At 32.2% G+C, this 21,685-nt stretch carries 17 protein-coding genes; 11 read left to right on the top strand and 6 right to left on the bottom strand.

Annotated elements, in window-relative coordinates:
* The first annotated feature begins 5 nt into the window (after positions 1 to 5).
* Positions 6 to 866 (top strand): SdiA-regulated domain-containing protein, encoded by an 861-nt coding sequence (locus tag Q1B37_RS22420; protein ID WP_299902765.1) that lies wholly within the window; start codon positions 6 to 8, stop codon positions 864 to 866.
* 2 nt (positions 867 to 868) lie between these two features.
* Here the strand turns inward: Q1B37_RS22420 and Q1B37_RS22415 are convergent, their stop codons facing one another.
* Complete coding sequence (locus tag Q1B37_RS22415; protein WP_299902762.1) at positions 869 to 1,414, bottom strand: GNAT family protein; 546 nt, start codon at positions 1,412 to 1,414, stop codon at positions 869 to 871.
* 295 nt (positions 1,415 to 1,709) lie between these two features.
* Between Q1B37_RS22415 and Q1B37_RS22410 the strand changes: the two genes are divergently transcribed.
* Together Q1B37_RS22410 and Q1B37_RS22405 are read left to right on the top strand one after the other, a co-directional pair.
* Positions 1,710 to 1,991: a hypothetical protein gene (locus Q1B37_RS22410; protein WP_299902759.1), complete on the top strand. Its 282-nt coding sequence runs from the start codon at positions 1,710 to 1,712 to the stop codon at positions 1,989 to 1,991.
* Between the two features lie 372 nt (positions 1,992 to 2,363).
* Positions 2,364 to 2,828, top strand: coding sequence for a hypothetical protein (locus Q1B37_RS22405; RefSeq protein WP_299902756.1), 465 nt, complete (start codon positions 2,364 to 2,366; stop codon positions 2,826 to 2,828).
* A gap of 57 nt (positions 2,829 to 2,885) precedes the next feature.
* Here the strand turns inward: Q1B37_RS22405 and Q1B37_RS22400 are convergent, their stop codons facing one another.
* Entirely contained in the window at positions 2,886 to 6,590 is a 3,705-nt protein-coding gene (locus Q1B37_RS22400; RefSeq protein ID WP_299902753.1) for a metallophosphoesterase, read from the bottom strand.
* 52 nt (positions 6,591 to 6,642) lie between these two features.
* Between Q1B37_RS22400 and Q1B37_RS22395 the strand changes: the two genes are divergently transcribed.
* Positions 6,643 to 7,818: a Pycsar system effector family protein gene (locus Q1B37_RS22395; RefSeq protein WP_299902750.1), complete on the top strand. Its 1,176-nt coding sequence runs from the start codon at positions 6,643 to 6,645 to the stop codon at positions 7,816 to 7,818.
* Positions 7,819 to 7,837: 19 nt separating this feature from the next.
* Here Q1B37_RS22395 and Q1B37_RS22390 read toward each other — a convergent pair whose 3' ends face one another.
* Positions 7,838 to 10,204, bottom strand: a complete 2,367-nt coding sequence (locus Q1B37_RS22390; RefSeq protein ID WP_299902747.1) for a GAF domain-containing protein — start codon at positions 10,202 to 10,204, stop codon at positions 7,838 to 7,840.
* A 350-nt stretch (positions 10,205 to 10,554) separates the two neighbouring features.
* On the opposite strand from Q1B37_RS22390, the gene Q1B37_RS22385 reads away from it, so the two are divergent.
* Positions 10,555 to 11,676 (top strand): TlpA disulfide reductase family protein, encoded by a 1,122-nt coding sequence (locus Q1B37_RS22385; RefSeq protein ID WP_299902744.1) that lies wholly within the window; start codon positions 10,555 to 10,557, stop codon positions 11,674 to 11,676.
* A 56-nt stretch (positions 11,677 to 11,732) separates the two neighbouring features.
* On the opposite strand, the gene Q1B37_RS22380 is transcribed toward Q1B37_RS22385, so the two are convergent.
* On the bottom strand, positions 11,733 to 12,383 hold the full coding sequence (locus tag Q1B37_RS22380; protein ID WP_299902741.1) for a rhomboid family intramembrane serine protease: 651 nt from the start codon (positions 12,381 to 12,383) through the stop codon (positions 11,733 to 11,735).
* A 138-nt stretch (positions 12,384 to 12,521) separates the two neighbouring features.
* Here Q1B37_RS22380 and Q1B37_RS22375 point away from each other — a divergent pair, with 138 nt between their 5' ends.
* Together Q1B37_RS22375 and Q1B37_RS22370 are read left to right on the top strand one after the other, a co-directional pair.
* Positions 12,522 to 13,427, top strand: coding sequence for a lysophospholipid acyltransferase family protein (locus Q1B37_RS22375; protein WP_299902738.1), 906 nt, complete (start codon positions 12,522 to 12,524; stop codon positions 13,425 to 13,427).
* 81 nt (positions 13,428 to 13,508) lie between these two features.
* Entirely contained in the window at positions 13,509 to 14,408 is a 900-nt protein-coding gene (locus Q1B37_RS22370; RefSeq protein ID WP_299902735.1) for a lysophospholipid acyltransferase family protein, read from the top strand.
* A gap of 57 nt (positions 14,409 to 14,465) precedes the next feature.
* On the opposite strand, the gene glmM is transcribed toward Q1B37_RS22370, so the two are convergent.
* A complete protein-coding gene (glmM, locus tag Q1B37_RS22365; protein ID WP_299610509.1) occupies positions 14,466 to 15,854 on the bottom strand; it encodes a phosphoglucosamine mutase in 1,389 nt (462 codons plus the stop codon).
* 122 nt (positions 15,855 to 15,976) lie between these two features.
* On the opposite strand from glmM, the gene Q1B37_RS22360 reads away from it, so the two are divergent.
* The 4 genes from Q1B37_RS22360 to Q1B37_RS22345 all read left to right on the top strand — a co-directional run bounded on the left by Q1B37_RS22360 (position 15,977) and on the right by Q1B37_RS22345 (position 20,221).
* A complete protein-coding gene (locus Q1B37_RS22360; RefSeq protein ID WP_299902731.1) occupies positions 15,977 to 16,561 on the top strand; it encodes an acyl carrier protein phosphodiesterase in 585 nt (194 codons plus the stop codon).
* The gene (locus Q1B37_RS22355) at positions 16,558 to 16,947 is read left to right on the top strand and encodes a hypothetical protein (protein ID WP_299902728.1); all 390 of its coding nucleotides are present in this window, start codon (positions 16,558 to 16,560) and stop codon (positions 16,945 to 16,947) included. Before Q1B37_RS22360 ends, Q1B37_RS22355 begins: the two co-directional genes overlap by 4 nt.
* Positions 16,948 to 16,964: 17 nt before the next feature.
* Positions 16,965 to 18,671 (top strand): gamma-glutamyltransferase, encoded by a 1,707-nt coding sequence (gene ggt / locus Q1B37_RS22350; RefSeq protein ID WP_299902725.1) that lies wholly within the window; start codon positions 16,965 to 16,967, stop codon positions 18,669 to 18,671.
* Positions 18,672 to 19,168: 497 nt separating this feature from the next.
* Positions 19,169 to 20,221: a T9SS type A sorting domain-containing protein gene (locus Q1B37_RS22345; RefSeq protein WP_299902722.1), complete on the top strand. Its 1,053-nt coding sequence runs from the start codon at positions 19,169 to 19,171 to the stop codon at positions 20,219 to 20,221.
* A 150-nt stretch (positions 20,222 to 20,371) separates the two neighbouring features.
* On the opposite strand, the gene Q1B37_RS22340 is transcribed toward Q1B37_RS22345, so the two are convergent.
* A complete protein-coding gene (locus Q1B37_RS22340) occupies positions 20,372 to 21,673 on the bottom strand; it encodes a CoF synthetase (RefSeq protein WP_299902720.1) in 1,302 nt (433 codons plus the stop codon).
* Positions 21,674 to 21,685 lie beyond the last annotated feature (12 nt).

Genomic DNA, 21,685 nt, shown 5'->3' with positions numbered 1-21,685 from the left:
ATTATATGTATAAAAGCAATATTTGTATTTTCTTATTGTGCTGTACCTTATCGGTAAGTTGTCAAAAAAAGAATGACACAGATCTTATAATGATAGATCATTTGTCAAGTACTTTGCACGAAATATCAGGTATTACATATATAAAAGGCGAATCTAATCTATATGCTGTTAATGATTCTGGAAATGAAAATGTTGTATTCTTACTCAATAAAAAAGGCAAAATTCTAGAGGAGATCAAAATACCAAATAGCAAAAATGTAGATTGGGAAGATCTAGCATATGACCATAATAACAATATTTATATTGGAGATTTTGGCAATAACAATAATGATAGAAAAGATCTTACCATATATAAGGTGTCTGGTATTAAGGATAAACAGATAAAAACTACAACAATAGAATTCTTTTTAGAGGATCAAAAGAAATTTCCTCCTTCTAAGAAGAAAAGAAATTTTGATATAGAAGCTTTCTTTTATAATAAAGGAAGCTTCTATTTATTTACAAAAAACCGAGGCAGTAAATTTAATGGAGAAACCAAGCTCTACAAATTACAAGATAAACCAGGCAAGCAAAAAGCTAAATTGATAGATACTTATACAATATGTGATGATGCTAGAGATTGTTTTATCAGTTCTGCGGCAATAAATTATAATGGAGATACAATTGCGCTTCTCACCTATAATAAGATTTTCATATTGTCAGATTTTAAAGGCGATGACTTCTTTCGAGGAAAGATCAAAAAGATTAAGCTCAATCATTTTTCACAAAAAGAAGGAATTTGTTTCTTAACAGATTCTACATTACTTATAGTGGATGAAAAACGAAAAAAAACAAAAGGAGCTTTATATAAATATCGATTAAACTAAAACTAGCGAGTGATCCAATCTTTTTCCAAAATCGCATACTCGTAAGTATCGGACCAACCCGATTTTAACGGTAGTATTTCTCTCTTATGTCCTTCTCTTATCAATCCAGATTTTTCTAAAACTCTCACAGAACCTATATTAGCAATAGCGCAACCAGCTTCCACCCTATGTAATTCCATTTTTTGAAAACTAAATTTTAAAACCTCACCAACTGCTTCCGTTGCATATCCCTTAGACCAAAATTGTGGATCTAACTTATACCAAAGGGACCCTATCTTATATTTGGGGTTTCCAACAATTAATGAGATTAACCCTATAAATGTCTTGGTGGATTTTAGCATAATTGCAAAAACAAATTCCTTTCTATATCTGAAATTATCTATCCATTCATTAAGATAGACCTCTGTTACCTCTGTATTTGTTGGGATACCTAAAGCATTATACTCGTCGACTTCAGGAATTGAAAGCAACCGATGTATATTAGCGAGATCAGACGCCTCAACCGATCTAAGTTCTAATCTATCTGTAAATAAATGTAAATTTTCCATAAAAATATACTTCTAAATAATCAAAAGCATTTAAATATTTTGCTTTTCAATTTTCTTACAAAAGTTATTAACATCTAAACACTTAAACCAAAGCTTTAACCTTTTGTCGACAAAAACAATAAAATTAAGCACTAACAAAAATAAAAAGTAATACAAAACTTACTTTTCAACAAATAAACAACCTAAAATACTGGTTTCAAATATTTTATAAGTTATTCTTATGAGTTTTATTCCTAATTTAGCTAGTGTATGACGCATAGTCATCAATTGAAAAACCCCAAACACTTATTTATATATGAAAGCCGCCCCAGCTTACGTTTTGTTGTTATCTATATTACTTACAGGTACAGCATTTTCTCAACAAAGTATCACTAAGAATTTAAAAGTTCCTCCTGATATTCTTAAAACTACAACCACAGAACAAGTTATTACAAAAGAAACAAAGAAGAACACAAATACCAAGATCGAAATAAAAAAAACACCCAATAATTCAAAAGTAAACATTACTCAAACTAATACTAAAACTTCTAAAAATAAGGTTAATGAGGTGCCAAGAACTACCTTGGACTTTTTTTAATTTATTTTAATATGAAAATTATAAGAGACAATAAAGCTGTCTCTTAACCGAGAAGCTCCTGATATTTCGCATCTTATATCTGGAGCTTCTTACTTCTTACTACATTACACTTTCCTTTAAAGACTTCATAAAGCCAAACATCACAACTAGTTAAGCTAAAAGTTATTAACAATACTCAACTTTTGTTTATAATCTATTTCTTCTGCAAACCCTTATTATTAGTAATTTTCCTACAAAAATAAACCAATAAAACAAAGTTATCAACAGTCATAAATTGGATTAAAAAGTTAAAAACACCGTTAAAGAGTAATTTTTGTTAATTTTTTTATAATTTAGAAGGAAATAACTTACAAATACCCCAAAATATAAATTATGATCAAAAATTACCTACCCCTATTATGCTTTATTTTAATCTTAGTCCCCAATTTTAATTTTAGTCAGGAGAATTTCGAAAAAATCAAAAGTCCAATAATTAGTAGTACTATCCTTATGGCTAACACTACTTATCTTGTTCCTAACGAAATTCTTATTACTAACAGTGCCACCTTAACCATAGAAGAAGGGGTAACTCTAAAGAATCCAGAAAACAATGAAATCATTATTAGTATAGAAAATGGTTCGAGAGTTATCGCATCTGGCTCTTATGACAACCCTATCGTTGCTGCTACCGATTTATCAGCAAAGCCAGTTATCATCATGAAACCCTCTTTACAAAAGACCGATAATGCTGTAGCGGATAACTATTTCTATTACAAGTCAATTGAAAATCCAACAGTTTTAATGAATTCTCAACCTAACTCCTACAATAATATATCAAGTATTCAGGGCGACTTTTAATTAGGAATCAGATAGATAGTAGCCCAAGCCGCTTGTATGAATTTACAAGCGGTTTTTTTAAAAACTTAATCCTAATCCAAAGGTAAAACGTAAACCATCATCACTATTAAATAAATTAAACTGTCCCGCAACGGCGTTTACAGCATTGATCCAAAAACCACCACCTATAGAATCATGCCATACATCTACATCTTCTCCTTCGAACCATACTCTCCCTATATCATAACCTCCATAAATTCCAAACTGTAGTGGTAATAAACCTGTTTTAAACTTATTAAAACTATATCTTAGATCACCACTAAATGCTAAAGCTTTATCACCTGTAAAACGTTCTTCTCTAAATCCTCTTAGACTATTAATCCCTCCTAAGGTGGCCGCTTGATAAAACTCAAAACCATCACCAATCATAAAAGCAGCTTGTACATCTGTTTTTAATACTAATTTTCTATTTTTTGTAATTGCATTATAAAATCCTAATTTAGGTTTTACATATCCAAAAGTTCTATCAGTATCATCCAGATTCATTTTAGAACCGGCATTTAGTGAAAACAACATACCTCTTGTTGGATTAGCAGGGATATCAAAACTTTTATATTCGTAATCTACATCCAATCCTGCAAAGAACTTTCTTTCAAAAAAATCAACATCTTCCGTTACAAAATCAAGTCCAGAAGTTATAAATCTACCTGCAGAGTCTTGTACTTCTACACCTTCGTAGGATGCAGTTATCGTAAGTTTATTTCCATAAAAACCATTTTTCGAAACTCCAAGATTAAGTCCCCAAATCCCTGTTTTTACTCTATTAAAATCCAATCCCAAATCATCATCTAAATTGATCGTATTATTTCCAAAACCAAAAAAGTTCTGTGCAAAATTCTCACTTGTATACTTTCCTCCAACTCTCAAGCTCCAATTACCAATAGCATTAACAAATTCTCCATTATAGGATAGGTCATAACCTTCGGTTGCGAAGTAATATGCAGCTTTTATTGTATGCTTGCTTTGATAAGGATTATTATTAAATCCTCTAACGGTATAAACGTTGGTTACGTTAATATTTATACCATCATCTGGGTTAAAGCCTATCAATGGAGTTAACGTATTGGTCTTATCAATATACTTATTATAGTCATACGTATTATGATTATAATTATTACTAAAAATAAATTTTGCACCTCCTTTTTTCTTTATTGTATTTGGTTTAGATTTATGATCATACACACGTATTTTTCTTCCATTTTCTATCGTATATACATCCTTATTCTGACCACCAACTATTCTGGTGTAAGTTGGGTTTTTCCCTTTTCCAGTAACCTTAAACTGATCATCATCGTCCAATCCATAAATCCATATTTCTTTCGTTTCTTTCGAAAAAATAGTTCTCTCATAAAATGGTTCTTGTGGCACACCATCTTTTATTCTAGAAATTTTTACTAATGTTTGATTATCTCCTCTTACAATCTCAAATAGATCATCTTTATCTGTACCTCTAATAATTACTTGCTTCGATAGATAATCATAATATCTACCCGCAATATCCACTACATCATCTCTTCTCTTTTTAAGATAGCCTTTTATCCTTTCTACTGTAGCATCCTGAAGTTCTACAGGCAAGTTTCTAAATGCTTGATCAATAGCCTCATCAGTAAGATTTTGTTTGATATACTCAGCTTGTTCTAACCATATTTTTTTATCTGATTTTTGCGCAAATGTCCGATCTAAACGAATCCCAGACTCATTAATCCATCTGATATTTTTTAATTCTTCACTATATACTTGGAACTTTCTTGTAAGAGGAGCGATAAACTTGATTACATCTAATAAACCTCCATCGTAATTAGAAAACACCTGATCACGATCCTTTGGTATAGGACGATACATTTTCTTATCTTTTGAATCAAAACGAGACCATCTCCATTGATCTGAATGTCTATCCCAATCTCCTAAGATCATATCAAATAATCGGGTTCTTATGTAATGCGGTTCATCCATCTGATACTCTTCATCTTTTCTCAGATTCTTTAGTAAATCATCTGTTCCTTCAATATCATCTGGTTTTCCGAATGAGGCCAGATCTTTGTGTTCTTTACCAGGTCTTTCTTCCAGAAAATACATTTCATCACCAAAATCCTTGTTATAAGCTCCTAAAGCTGGATGCTTAGGCATATAATATACTTTAGAATTAGCATGATACACTCCTATGGCATCCGCTAATCCGCCTACCACCAGAAACGCATAAGGATAGCTAGAAGTATAAAAATCTGCTAATAGCTCTTCAGTAAACGTATCATCAAAATCATCTTCTAGATAAGTATCATTAAAAACTCCCTTCTGTAAAAATTGGGTAACACTCTTTCTCATAGCACGTAAACTGTATCTCTTTCCTGTGCTATCCACCAATCTCAAGGATCTAGTAACCTGACCTCCTCCTCTTCTATCAATACTAAAACCTCCAAGTAATGTATCTAGTGTAACAATTGGAATCTTAATATCTGTACTATATACTTCCCTGTAATGATCTCCCCATAAGGATTGGAAAAAATTAGATTTTGTAGTTTCATCTTTATTATAAATAGATGCCTCTATTTCGTTCTCAAAAGAATTACCCAAATTCCCAATCTCATATTGTTCGGGTTCTTCATGAACTTTTGTTTGATATACCAATGTTGCTTTGCCTCCTTCATTTCCATAAAAACGAACGTTGGACGATCCATCCTTATATACATCCAATATGGCAAAACCTTGATTTGGATATGAAAATAATCCGTCCTTCCCCAAAGAAGCTGCTGATTTCTTAGAGCCAGATCCAGAAACAATCTGCTTTAATCCTTCGCTATCTATATACTGTAATGAATGTTCATGCCCAGATGCAAAAATAATACGCTCATTATCTTTAGCCATTGTAGACAGACGTCTCATCAGTTTATTATAACTTTCATTATATCTATCTTGTGGAGATACTCCGCCTTGTGATCTTATTTGAGTTACCAAAGATCCCAGTACTGGTAGTGGTATTTTCTTTTTAGATGGAAATATATGACTCTTAAAACTATATTTACCGCCATGTGGCCCATTTGTAAACATTGGATGATGCATGGCTACCAGAACAGTCTTACCATTGTGTTTTTTAAACTCACCCTGAATTTCACTAAAAAACTTATCCCTTGTCTTTATTTCACAATTATCATTTATGGTTGGATTTTTATTCCAATCTGCGAGGTACCATTGAGTATCCAATATAATTAACTGAATTTTATCTCCGATCTCGATACTTTCGATCGGACAACCTTTAGATGGCAAAAAGGCTTTTTTACTATCCAATTTCTTTCTTATATACTTTTCTTGCCTCTGCAAACCTTTTACACCGTTGTTATACCAATCATGATTTCCTGGTATAAAAATCACTTCACCATCAAAAGATTTTACCGCATCTATCTGTGCATCTATTCGATGTTCTGCCAATTTTCTTGACGCATCATCTTTCTCTGGCATGCCTTTTTGATAAATATTATCTCCTAGATAGATCAGATAATCATCTTGGGTATTTTCTTTAGTTAGAATTTGTTGTAGCGCTTCTAAACCTGGAGTACTTTCTCCTAAAGCTGCATTTCCAGCATCCCCAACTAGATAGAAAGTTTTTTCAATTTCATTATCTGGTAATTTTTCAGGAAAATTTTCGTCTAAATATTGAGGAGAATATGTTGCGCAAGAGTTTAATAATAATAAGCCGATAATTAAGAACGTCTGTATATTTTTAGTCATAATGGAGTACATTCATTTTTTTTAATTATTTTGGTTATTGAAAAATTATAATATGGACACATTAGTTGAAAAAACTGATAATTTCGTTTCTGAACTTTTTACTAAAAAGCTTCCTGAAACTTGCATCTATCATAATTACACTCATACCAAAAGAGTATTTAAAAGTACAAAAGAAATTATTGACAGTACTGGTATTTCTGAAGAAGATGCGTTCATATTATTATTAACCGCTTTATTACACGATACAGGATATTCAGAAAGCCTTGATAATCATGAAGAACACAGTGTTAGTATTTCTGAAAATTTCTTAAAAGAACAGAACGCCTCTCAAGAAGTCATCGATAAGGTTTCTAAATTAATAAGGGCCACTAAAATGGATCATGAGCCTACTGATTTGCTTGAGAAAATTATCCGTGATGCAGATGCTTCTCATTTAGCCAAAGGATATTTTGAAGAAACTAGCGATTTCCTTAGACAAGAATTTGAACATCATCATAAAGAAAAATATAGCAGAAAGGATTGGTTAAAAATTAATATCGATTTCCTAAAAAACAAGCACGAATATTATACAGACTATGCTATAAAAAATTGGCAACCCAAAAAAGAAAGACATTTGCTGGAAATATTAAACGAACAAGCTGCTCTGAAGAAAAAAAAGAAAAAAGAAAAGTTAAAAAAACTGGTTAAAGAAGAAAGCCCTGAAAAAGGAATTCAAACACTTTTTAGAGTCACGCTAAGAAATCATTTAAAGTTAAGTGATATTGCAGATACCAAAGCCAATATTTTACTATCTGTAAATGCAATTATCATCTCATTGGCATTGTCTAACTTAATTCCTAAACTAGACAATCCATCCAATCAATATCTAATTTATCCCACACTTATATTTATAGTGTTCAGTATTATTTCCATGTTATTATCAGTACTCGCGACACGACCAAATGTTACAGGAGGTGAGTTTACACGTAAAGAAATTGAGGAAAAAAAAGTAAACCTTTTATTCTTTGGTAATTTTCATAAGATGCCATTAGACGAATACAAATGGGCGATGCATGAGTTAATGGATGATAAGGAATATATCTATGACACTATGATTAAAGATTTATATTTCTTAGGAAAAGTGCTGCACAAAAAATACAAGATACTAAGAATAACGTATACCGTATTTATGATAGGATTCATCACCTCTTCAATCTCTTTTGTAATTGCTTTTAATACGCTACAATAATAAATAAGAAATGAATTAATTATTTGTTGATCTCTTTCATTAGATCATCATAGGTATAGTATTCTTTATCCTCTTTATTTTTATTATAAAGAATATTTACTCGCAGAGCTTTGAGTCCTGTTACTCCTTGTAAATCATCTAGCTCAACAATCTCAACATCATCTTCCAAATAGTTTTTGGATTGAAGGAAACTGATATACTTCAGATACTCTTGCTCATCACTTCTTTGGGAATACACAACCACTAGTTTACCCTTCTCAGTAATACGCTGATTTGTACCTTTGATATACGCCTTATCTACTCGTTTTTTCACTACTTCGTAACGAGCATTATAAGTTCCATCTACATCAAAACGTTTCTCGTCCATTCTAAATCTCACAGATAAAGAAGCATTAAAAACGAGCACCATTGAGGCTACATCCAAAGGAACTGGTAAATCTTGTTTAAGCTGATAATACTCATTTTCCATCTCGCACATTACTTGTAATTGCCATAATCGCAAATTATAGAGATAGATCTTGTTAAAACTATCCTGCTTGGTAATAGATTCTCCAATATACATATTGTGTTCTACTCCATCCGTTTTAAATCTTTCAAAATAATGAGGGTACATTTTCTGAGCTTCCACCTGTTTCTGATCCAGTAATGCTGCCATTTTCTTATTAATCAACATTACAGATTCATCATAAGCTTTTCTATGCTTATAAAGCATCTTAGTGTTCTTATCAAGTGAATTATTATATTGGTTGATCAAACCTTCAAGAGCTACATTTGTTCCTTTCAAATGCTTAAACAAAGGTTTGATTTCATTCTTGATGAAATTAAGTATTTTTTGTTCCGTATCTACCTGCAATTGGTTAGATACAGAATCTATATAGCTATCTATTCTAAACTTAATTTGTTCGTAGATAGGTAGTGGATCTATTTCTACAACCTTATTAATTACTTTGTCAATTGCTTTTAATTGCAATATTAAATCCTTCTGAACAGATCCATTCCTAGCTTCTGAAGATCCTTTGATATCAATCTGGCCAAATAATGGATAGACATTGTCGAAAACAACTTCCTGAAATGAAGTAGGGTTTTCTTCTACTTTAGCTAAAATAAAACGTTTGGCTTCTTGCCTAAACTTCCAATACACACTAGGGTGAATTGCAGTACATTCTTGCTGTATTACCAATTCTAGTTCATCTTCAGCTTTTGCTTTCGAACGTAATACAGAATCTACCAAATATGGCATTATGTCCTGAAGTTTATTGGCATTGATACTATTTAGCTCTCTACTATTAGGAGATACGATCTCTAAGACTCCTAATAATTTACCATTGTCTTCAATGGGTGCTATAATCGCACTCTTTATATTTTGCTTTGCTAAATTAGAGTACATTAATTCATCTGGATATGCCGTATGTGTTTTGGCGACATCCGAAATAGCAAATGCTTCTGACTTTTCAAATAAACTCTGATAGGTCCCCTTACATAATGCAGTTTCACAACAATCAGAAAACTTATCGTAGAGCACATAACTATCGATAGTCTTAAAAGGAACACGTTCTAACACTCGCTCCTCTTCATTATAATTAGAAAAACCTACTTTGATTTCCGGAAGATTAAAAATACCTCGAAATATATTCTGGAAAGTCCCAATAAAATCTCCTTGTGTTTTATCGTATTTTAATAAACTAGTTTTAAATTCGGACAAGGATACATCTGCAGTCGCATCAAATAAGTTTGCAATAACGATCCCTTTAAAAACCCAACTATTAGGAGGAAATTTTTCCTTCCAAATCTCAACATTATCAAAATTGTCTATCAAAATTGCAACATCCTCTTCGGTAATTTCGATAGCCTTGTCTGTTTTTTCGATCTGAATAAAATCACCGTTATACAGAATTCTATAATGACGCATAATTCCCGAAGCATCTGGAATATCGTAAAAAAATGGTCTTCGAAAATCGATCTTATAACCGTAGTATTGCCCAAGGATAATACTACATCCCATAATATAGTAATGATCTTCGCTTAAATTTTTGATTTGAGGTTCGAAATCATATCCTGCGGCATTGACAATATTCTTGTAACGCTCTGTGGATTTCAAAACTGTATTATGAAATGGAATAGTTGCTATTTTAATCTCATTTTTCTGCAATATTTGCGAGAAAGAATCCTCTAGCACTAATTCAATTTGTGGCAGTAATTCCTGTACTCGTTGTTCGGAAGTAATTCCCTCTTCCAATTCTGGGTACTCTTCGGCAATCTTCAAAACACTTTGTGCTCTGTCCCGAAGCAATTTATTTTCACTCTGTAAGAACTCTCTATACTGATCGAAGAACAAAGAGAAACTTATCCTAATATCTAAGGGAAAATCGTGCTCTAGTACGTTCATAACAGTTTATTTACGGTGGTTTAACAAAAATAATACAAAACTAACTCACTTGATGACTGCGTTAACAATAAATTAAATCAATAATAAGCTGTTTCTCTAATTTTGAAGACGAATAACACCTTTTCATTAGGACGTGAAACCCTAAAAGTTTTCTATATAACCAATAATACCCCCAAGTGATGCATTATTATTAGACTTCGAAAGCCTGTTTTTGTTACAGCTTATGCTGTTTATTTATGTTTTTATTGAAATTACGATGAAAAAAATTAACATTTACTGATATTTAAAAGTTAATTTTTGGGGTTTAAAGAGCATATTACATATTTTTACGAATCCAAAAATTATCTAGAATGAAAAAAATAGCATTGCTTGCTCTTTTGGTACTATCTGTTGCCTGCAAACAAGAAGAAAAGGGATATTCAATTACCGCAAATACTGAAGGATTTGATGATGGAGTAACGGTATATGTAAATGCAATTAATCGCTCGAATCGCCCTACAATTATAGATTCCACTACCATACAGAATGGTAAGTTTAAGATGGCACTACCAGTGGTAGAAGATAACGACTTCAACTATTTGACTTTTAAAGGAATACCGAATAATGTATTGTTTTTAGCAGAAAATAATCCTTTAAAAATGACGATTTACAAAGATAGTTTGCGTTCTTCGGTAATAACTGGAGGCCCAGAAAATGAACTATTCTTTAGCTACCTTAAGAAAATGACATCTTTTGGAAAACTAAGGCAAGATCTAAGTAATCAGTACCAAATAGCATCCAAGTTAAAAGAAACTGATAAAGCTATCAAATTATCTAAAGATCTACAGCAGATAAGAGTTGACGAGAATAGTTTTAGAAAAGAAATAGCTGAAAACAACCCTAATTCTTTAGTTGCTGTTATGGCACTTACTGATCTTCTTAATCTAAAGGCGGTTCCTGCTAAAGAAGTAAAACAAATTTATGGTACTATACAAGATACGCTAAAAACATCGCGATTAGGAAAGAACCTAGATCGTCTTATTGCAGCATCTATAGGAAAAATAGATATTGGTAGTGAAGCTGAAGACTTCTCTGCTCCAAACCCCGAAGGTAAAATGGTATCTCTAAAAGAGTCTATGGGTAAAATCACTATCATTGATTTTTGGGCATCTTGGTGTAAGCCTTGTAGAGCTGAAAATCCAAATGTGGTTAGAGTCTACAATAAATATCACGATAAAGGTTTAAATATTATTGGTGTTTCATTAGATAGAAAAAAAGATCATTGGACTACTGCAATTGATCAAGATAACTTAGAGTGGAACCATGTTTCCCATTTAAAATTTTGGCAAGATCCAATAGCAAAAGCATATGGAGTGCGATCAATTCCTGCGACATTTATTATTGATGAAAAAGGAAATGTAATTGCAAAGAACTTGAGAGGTCCAGCACTAGAAACTAAAATTTCAGAACTGCTTGGAGAAAGTTCTTTATAATTTTAGATTTTTACAGATAACAAAAAAGCGACTCTACGGAGTCGCTTTTTTATTTATTATAATTTTCCAAGACGTTTCATAATGAACAATATAATAATAGGAACTGCTAATAATCCGATCATAAGTAGATTTTCTTGAAACAAATAAGGAGCTAATAGCAATGTTACCACATAACCTCCTACAGCTCCTCCAAAATGAGCATCATGCCCAATATTTCCAATTCTACTTTTCATTCCATAAATAGAATACAATAAATATCCTATACCAAAAATATAAGCAGGAATTGGAATAGGTATAAACATAAGGTATAAACTCATTCCCGGTTGAAATAAGATAGCAGAAAATATTATTCCAGAAACTGCACCACTAGCTCCTACTGCGCTGTAATGATATTCATCTTTATGAAAAAGAAGTGAAAAGAGGTTCCCTACGATTAAACTACAAAAATAGATGACCAGAAACTTAATATCACCCAAAGAGTTAATGACTACTGGAGCAAAAAAATATAGCGTAAACATATTGAAGAATAAATGCATAATATCCACATGCAAAAACCCAGAAGTTAACATCCGTATTTGCTCACCTCTTCTCACGCCTCCAATATTAAACTTATAACGTTCTAAGAAGGAAAAATCATTAAGTCCTTTTAAAGAAACGATCACGTTCGCCGCTATTATAACGATTAGGACAATATCAATATTCAACATAACCTATTTTTTGAAGATCAAATATAGCACATATTTACAGCTAAAAAAGCGTAGATAATATTGGAAATAAGATTGCTTTCAAAGTTTCTTAACCTTAAGTTAAAATAGTTTACCTTTAGCCACCAAAAAACCAAATCAATGCAATTAGCAGTTTATTGTCTAGTGTATCCGCTATTATGGATGATCTCTAAATTACCTTGGCGAATTTTTTATTTCTTTTCTACTTGTATTTACATATTAGTTTATTACATCATTGGATACAGACGAAAAACTGTAACCGAAAACTTGCAACTTGCTTTTCCAGAAAAAGACAAGAAAGAGATTAATAGAATTAGAAAAGCCTCCTATAAACATATGTGCGATATGTTTTTGGAAATGATTCGTTCTTTATCGATAAGCGAAAAAGAAATAGTAAAACGTTTCCATATTACCAATCTAAATGCTTTGGTAGCCCTAGAAGATAAAAATAAGAGTATTATTGCCATGATGGGGCATTACAATAGTTATGAATGGACCAATTCCATTGATTTAATAAGTAAATTTAGGTGTGTGGGAATCTACAAACCGATCAAAAATAAATACTTCGATAAATTAGTTCACAGAATTAGAGGAAGATTTAATTCTCGATTAATACCTAGTGCTAAAGTATTTAGAGAAATGACCATGGATCAAAGGCAAGAAAATCCTGAGTTAAGTTTATATGGTTTAATATCTGATCAATCACCAAAACTTAATAATGCTACATTTTGGATTGACTTTATGGGAATAGAAGTACCAGCTTTTGTAGGAGGAGAAGTTCTTTCAAGAAGATTAGATCTTAGTATATTTTATTTACACGTAGAAAAGGTAAAACGTGGTTATTATGAAGCCACTTTGGTTCCAATTTCTGAGGATCCGCAAAATGAAGACGAATATGCGATTACCGAAAAATTCACACGATTATTAGAAGAACAAATAAGACATAAACCTGAAAACTACCTTTGGACGCACAAACGTTGGAAACACCGCGATGCAGCACCTTCAAAAAATCCAATTGCAAGTTAATTTAACATTTGTTTATTTTAAGATTATTCTAAGATTATTGGGGTTTAAATAAGTTTATATTTGTACGCTTAATTAAACACAATGCAGTTAATAGTTTACCTCTTGGTATATCCTTTTTTATGGATTATATCAAAACTCCCCTGGCGTTTGTTTTATGCTTTTTCTACAGCTGTATACATCTTTGTATATAGAATTATTGGATATAGGAAAAAAGCTGTTACCGAAAATCTTACACTGGTTTTCCCTGAGAAATCCAATCAGGAAATTAAGAGAATTAGAAAAGCTTTTTACAAACATATGTGTGATATGTTTTTAGAAATGGTAAAGTCTATTTCTATTAGTGATAAAGATTTATTGGAAAGATTTAAGATTATTGATATAGAAACTCTCAAAAATTTGGAATCTAAGAACAAGAGTATTGTGGTACTCATGGCACACTACGCTAGTTATGAATGGGCAACAGTAACACAACTCTTGATAGATTTCCCTACAGTGGGAGTTTACAAGCAAATCAAGAATAAATATTTTGACGAGTTAGTCCATAGAATACGACAACGTTATGATGCTCGACTTATCCGTAGCTATAATGCCATGAAAGAAATTACGAAAGATAAAGTAAATGGCAAACTTTGTTCCTATGCTTTTCTATCTGACCAATCGCCAAGTCTAGCAAAAGCTACGTACTGGACAGATTTTATGGGCATCAAGGTTCCAACACACGTTGGCGGATCAGTCTTAGCCAAAAGACTAGATATGTCGGTGGCTTATCTTCATGTCGAAAAAGTAAAACGTGGGTATTACGAAGCTAAATTTATTCCTATAACGGAAAATGCTAAGAACTGTGAAGATTTTTACATCGTAAAAACTTATTTACGTATGGTAGAAGAACAAATAAAAAAAGCACCTGAATACTATCTATGGACTCATAAACGATGGAAACATCGTAATGCTGAAATTCCTAAAGATGCAACGGTACATTAATTTGAATTTTGCTTCTGCAATAGTTCATTCCTATTACAGAAGCAAATTTATTTTCTATTAAATTCCAGCTATCTCTTTTAGCGTATTAATCGTTTCATTTGCTAATTGATCCGCTTTTTCCTGACTTAATGCTTCGGTATAGATTCTAATAATAGGTTCTGTGTTACTTTTTCTTAAGTGTACCCAAGATTCACTGAAATCAACCTTTACTCCATCTATAGTACTTACCTCTTCGGCAATGTGTTTATTATGAAAACCTTTTAGAATTTCATCAACATTTAGTTCTGGTGTCAATTGTACTTTATTCTTACTCATAAAATAAGAAGGGTAGCTATTTCGTAATTCACTAACACTACATTTTTTTTCAGCTAAATGCGTTAAGAACAAGGCTACACCAACCAATGAATCTCTTCCATAATGCAATTCTGGATATATAATTCCACCATTACCTTCTCCACCAATAACAGCATTATTTGCTTTCATTTTAGTAACTACATTTACTTCTCCAACTGCACTAGCTTCATAGCTTCCATTATGCTTTTCGGTAACATCTCTTAATGCTCTGCTCGAAGATAAATTAGATACTGTATTGCCAGGAGTTTTACCAAGTACAAAATCTGCACAAGCTACTAATGTATACTCCTCTCCAAACATCTCACCATCTTCGCTCATAAAAGCTAAACGATCTACATCTGGATCTACGGTAAGACCAAAATGTGCTTTTTCTTTTACTACTAACTCAGATAAATCAGTAAGATGTTCTTTTAATGGTTCTGGATTATGAGGAAAATGACCATTAGGTTCGCAATATAATTCTACTACCTCTACTCCCATCTTTTCTAATAATTTAGGAATAGCAATTCCTCCTGTAGAATTTACCGCATCTACGACAACTTTAAACCCAGCTTCTTTTACAATCTCAGAATTTACCAAAGAAAGATTCAACACCTCTTCGATATGTTTATCAATATATGTATCATTGGTTGTAATAGTTCCTAAATCATCAACTTCAGCAAAATGATAATCGTCATTTTCTGCAATATCAAGGATTTTTTTACCATTTTCGGCATTCAGAAACTCTCCTTTATTATCTAATAGTTTTAGTGCGTTCCATTGTTTAGGATTATGACTAGCGGTTAGAATAATACCTCCATCCGCTTTCTCCAAGGGTACTGCTACTTCTACGGTAGGTGTTGTGGACAATCCCAAATCAATTACGTGTATTCCTAATCCAACCAAACTATTCATTACTAGTTGTTGTATCATAGCCCCAGAAATACGAGCATCTCTACCTACAACGACAGTAGGATGTTCTTTCTGTGAAGCATTTTTTAACCAGGTTCCATAGGCTGATGCAAATTTAACAGCATCTACAGGAGTTAAATTCTCTCCAACTTTTCCTCCAATAGTTCCTCGAATACCAGAAATTGATTTGATTAATGTCATAATATTGATCGATTATTTTTTGTTTTTGGCAAATGTAAGAGCTTAAGGTCATTACCACAACTCTAAAATTAAAGTTTACACAAAAACAACAACAACATTCTAAAAAATTGTAAATTCACCTAATGAATTTTTTAGCCCATATTTATCTTTCTGGAGATGATGATGAACTGAAAATAGGAAACTTTATAGCAGATTCCGTGAAAGGAAAGAAGTTTTCTCAGTTTCCAGATCAAGTTCAAAAAGGTATTACACTACATCGCAAAATAGACTCTTATACCGACAGCCATCCTATAGTAAGAAAAAGTGTATTGAGATTATTTCCAAAATATGGACACTACAGTAGTGTAATTGTGGATATCCTATATGATCATTTTTTAGCAGCCTATTGGAATGAATTTTCTAGCACTCCATTAGAAATATATGTAGCTGATTTTTATAAATTACTAGAAACAAATTATGAAATACTTCCTAAACGTGTTCAGGATTTTTTGCCATATATGTTTCGGGATAATTGGTTATTAAGTTATGCTACCGTACCAGGTATTGGAAGAATTTTATATCAAATGAATCATAGAACAAAAAATAGATCTAAGATGAATTTTGCGGTAATCGAACTCGAGAAATATTATAGTGATTTTGAAAAAGAGTTCAGAACATTTTTTGAAGAGCTTGAATTATTTACTAAAAACGAAATGCGAACCCTATGAAAATGATATTCCTATTTTTATTAGTAGTTCTAGTTTCATGTAATAAAACAAGTAACGATCCTATTTCTAAAAACCTATGTAACGATCTAGGTGTTGTAACTTCTAAAAATGGATATACCAAGAATTATTATCCAAATTCAATTAATCTAGAAAGTATTGGACACTATGCAGCAGGAAAGAAAGATGGGTTTTGGAAATTTTTCTATAGAAATGGAAAGGTGAAAGCCGAAGGGCATTTTCAAGATAATAAAAAACAGGGATATTGGAAAGAATATCATAAAAATGGTCTTGTGAAGTCTGAAGGTCATATAGAAAATTGTGAACCTTCTGGTTATTGGAAATTTTATGATCAAAAAAATAACCTTATTAAAGAAATAAATTATTAATTAAACCATTGACCACCATGCGAATTCTTTATGTATTGTTACTTATTATTATTGTTTCATGTAAAAAGAATCAGGAACTACCTGTAGTTAATACAGAAAAAAAACCTGTCATTGGAGTTATAGAAAAAAATGCTATGGTAGTATCTGCACGTGAAGAAGCTTCAAAAATTGGTAGAGATATTCTTAAAAAAGGCGGTAACGCTTTTGATGCAATGGTTGCTACCGAAATGGCTCTTGCAGTAGCTTACCCTTATGCTGGTAATCTTGGTGGTGGTGGATTTATGGTATATAGAAAAGCAGATGGACAAGTAGGTGCTATTGATTATAGAGAAAAGGCACCTCTAGCAGCATTTAAGGATATGTACTTAGATGAAAACGGAGATCCTATTCCAGAAAAAAGTCAATTGGGCGCTATGGCAGTAGGTGTTCCGGGAACAATTGCTGGTATTTTTGAAGTTCATAAAAAATTCGGGACACTATCTATCGAAGAACTACTTACTCCCGTAGTTGCATTAGCAGAAGATGGATATGTTATCACAGAAATGCAAGAAAAAAGATTACATCATTTTAAAGAACTTTTTATTGAAACCAACAAAGACACAATTCTTTATGCAGGAACTATTAAAGCAAAAGACACCTTAAAAAATGTTATGCTTGGCAAAACCCTAAGAAGGATCATAGAAAATGGAAAAGATGAATTTTATAAAGGTGAAACAGGTCAAAAATTGGTAGACTATTTACAGTCCAAAGGTGGAATTATCACCATGGAAGACCTTGGTAAATACGAAGCTAAATGGCGAAATCCTATACAATTTTCGTACAAAGATTTAAATATTATTTCTATGTCTCCTCCTTCTAGCGGTGGAGTTTGCTTGGCGCAAATCATGAAAATGATTGAACCCTATGATCTCAAAAGCTATGGCCATAATACGCTAAAATCTATTCAGGTAATTACCGAAGCAGAAAGAAGAGCCTATGCAGATCGAAGTTTTTACTTAGGAGATCCCGATTTTGTAAAAATTCCAATAGACACTTTAATTAGTGATTCCTACCTAGCAGATAGAATGAATAATTTCGATCCTAACAAAGCTACGCTATCTTCTGACTTGAGTTATGGAACCATACCTGGATATGAAAGTAGTGAAACGACCCATTACTCCATCGTAGATCAATTTGGGAATGCTATTTCTGTTACCACGACACTAAATGGAGCTTACGGTTCTAAATTATACGTTCCGGAGTTGGGATTCTTTTTAAACAATGAAATGGATGATTTTAGTGCTAAACCAGGTACACCAAATATGTTTGGATTATTAGGAGCAGAAGCGAATGCTATCGCTCCAGAAAAAAGAATGCTAAGTTCTATGACTCCTACGCTTGTAGAAAAAGAAGGAAAACTATGGATGTCAGTAGGTACACCTGGTGGATCCACAATTATTACTTCGGTATTACAAACAATATTAAATGTAAAAGAATATGGAATGAGTATGCAGGATGCCGTAAATGCTCCTCGCTTTCATCACCAATGGTTGCCCGATGTCGTTATTTTCGAACCCAATTCTTTTGATAAAAAAGTTATCGATAGTCTACAAGCAAAAGGTTATAAAACCAATGAAGAAGAAACCCGTGTAATTGGTAAAGTTGATGGAATCCTAGTACTACCTAACGGAAATTTAGAAGGTGGTGCGGACAGACGCGGTGACGATACCGCAGTAGGTTTTTAAGTAAATAATGTTACAAAATAATTGGACAAAGAATAGAAAAAGAACAAAATTTCACAGGTAATCCTAATTTATTTTCTTGGATAAGAACACACTCTTAACTTGCTGAATACTTACCATTTAATAACAAATGCTGCATAATTACCATCATTTGCAACATATCTTACAGTAGAGAATTAGCTTGTATGATACCTTAGTATCATTGTAAAACTATTATGTTTTAACAGTTTTATTGCGAATTCAACAAAAACCAATATTAATAATTCAATTATGGTAAAATCTCTACTAACAAAGACAACTTACGAACATTTATATCCGGATTTCAGAAAAAGCCTCTATCAACATATTTTATAATTGAAGGTAAATTCTTTTTTACCAAATTTTGTTATTAGCCTAGCAAGATGATACGTTTTTCTATTCCGAAGAACAAATCGATAAACTTTTTCTCGTTAACTCTTTTTTTTTCAAATAAAAATCTAATTATAATCAAACTTAACATTATGAAAAAATCTCTATTATTTCTATTATGCCTTATTAGTAGTATTAGTTTTCTAAATGCACAGTATTCTATTACGTATGATTCTGCTGATCCTGTTACGGTAGTTGCAGGTCAATCCATTACCTTAAACTACACCTACACAGCATCTATGGCTGTAGGTGCTCAATTTCAAATTTTTGAAACTGATGATCAAGGTATTTTTGGAGGAAGTACAGCTATTGGAACAGCTGTAGCCGAATTTCCAAATCTAGATGCAGGAACTGATGTTTCAGGATCTATCACACTTAATATACCTGCAGATTTACCCGTAAGTTCTTCGCTCTCTGGAACTGAGTATAGAATTTTTGGTAAATTATCTTCTGAAGCAAATTCTGACGCTACGGCTGATGTTACTTGGGATACGGCTGGAGTATATCCTTTGATCACAGTAACTGATCCACCATATGCTATCAGCTATGATTCTTCGAATCCTGTTACAGTGGTGCAAGGTGAATCTATCACCCTTAATTATACCTATACCGCTTCTATGGATGTTGCTACACAATTTCAGATATGGGAAGCTGATACCCCAGGAATTTTTGGAGGTTCTGTAGCTAACAGTTCTGCAGTTATTGTAACACCAACTGTAACCGCTGGAACTAATGTATCTACTACAGTTACCCTAGATATCCCATCTGATTTCCCAACAAGTGCCTCGCTAACTGGAACCAAGTACTACATATTTGGTAAACTATCCTCTGCGGATAATCCTGACGCAACATCGGATGTTACTTGGGACACTGGTGGTGAATACCCTGAAATTGTAATTGATGAATTGTTAAGTGTAGATGACGTAGCCTTTGATAGTAACAAACTATATTTTAATAGCGCTTCAGCTTCTTTAGTAGTAAATAATAGCATTCAAGCTGAATCCCTAAGTATATTTAACACTACAGGAAAAAAAGTATATGAAATAGATAATCTAAAGGACACACCAACTATTAATTTATCCTCCCTACCAAGAGGTCTATATATCGCAAGATCAGATTCAAAATATTTGAAATTTGTGCGATAATATAGGATATTGAATACCTAAATTGGCTATCTAAAAACGCTCAATCTTCTTATCCCTTAGCTATGGTAAGACGCATTTACAACAATGAGCTTTTAGATAGTCAATTTTATTTTAGAATGTATCCTTCTCTAGAATACACTCATGATTAGACTAAATATGATACGTATTAGTTACTTCTTTTCGTTTACCCGAAGATAAAAGTGGGATTTCATCAACATACTGAATATCAATATTTGCATCATCTCCGAAATACCCTTTAAATTCCTGTAATACTGTAGGTTCATTAACTTTTTTATCAGTATTCAATTTGATAGTGTAATCTTTTTTACCGTACTGTATTAACTGAAATTGTTTATAATCTCCATATTTACACAACTTATAAGAAACATGTGATGGGATAATTTCTCCTTTTGTATTATAAATGAGGTCTAGTTTTCTACCTGCTACCGAAGATAAATAAGATGTATTACTTTCATCTACATCCATTGTTCCTATATCACCAGTATCATATCGAATCAAAGGCATAGCATAATTATGTAAATCAGTAACTATAATTCTGCCTTTATTACCAGGTAAAACAGGTATATCTTTATCTAACTCAAAGATTTCAATAAAATAACTAGCAGAATTAATTACGAATTTCGAAGGAGCATTGCGATCTTCCTGAGCTAAAATTCCGTTTTCATTGTTAGAATAGCGAGATATTGGTGCTATACCAAAATATTTTTTCATACTTATTCTAACATAATCGTTCATACTTTCTGACATCGTAATGATCGACTGAACATTGGATTCTATTGGGCTAGCTTTTATTTTATCTAAATATTGACAAATAGTTGTAAAAGCTGATGTATATCCCAGAAAACTCTTTTTAGAAGTATTCCTTCTGAGTTTTTTTATTAAGCTATTAATTTCTTTGTCAGAAAGATCAAAAACACTTTTTGGATAAATATTCTGCCACCAAAATCTAGATAATGGATTATGTTTATAGTTTTCACTCCAAATTTTTATGTAGACAAGTTTTTGCCCAATTTCATACCCAGATTTACTAGAGAAATACAAATTATCTCCTGTATTTCTACATCGCTTGCTTTTATTTTGTAATACTGAAAAAGGTGCTCCGGTAGAACCACTTGTTGATATCTCTACACAATCTTTAGGCTTATATTTTGAAGATCTAAATTCTTCAAAATTATCACGAATTACATTTTTATTAATTACAGGAAAATCAGCAATAGATTCATACCCTGAGTATTTCTGATAAAACCAGGTTGTGCTAACTGCATGTTGCAAGATCTTTTGAAGATATTCTTCTTTTTTATCAATAGAAGACTGTATATGAGGATTTTCTATCAACTCTTTAATATCCTCAAAATGCTTTTTAATATCGTTCCCCTTTAGAATATCAAAAAACCAAAAGATTTTTCTACGAAAAACTTGAGATAAACTCATAAGTATATTCCA

This window comes from uncultured Aquimarina sp. (genome assembly GCF_947492965.1).
GTDB lineage: Bacteria > Bacteroidota > Bacteroidia > Flavobacteriales > Flavobacteriaceae > Aquimarina.
Note: the sequence above shows the minus strand (reverse complement) of the source record. Positions and strands in the feature narration are given on the sequence as shown.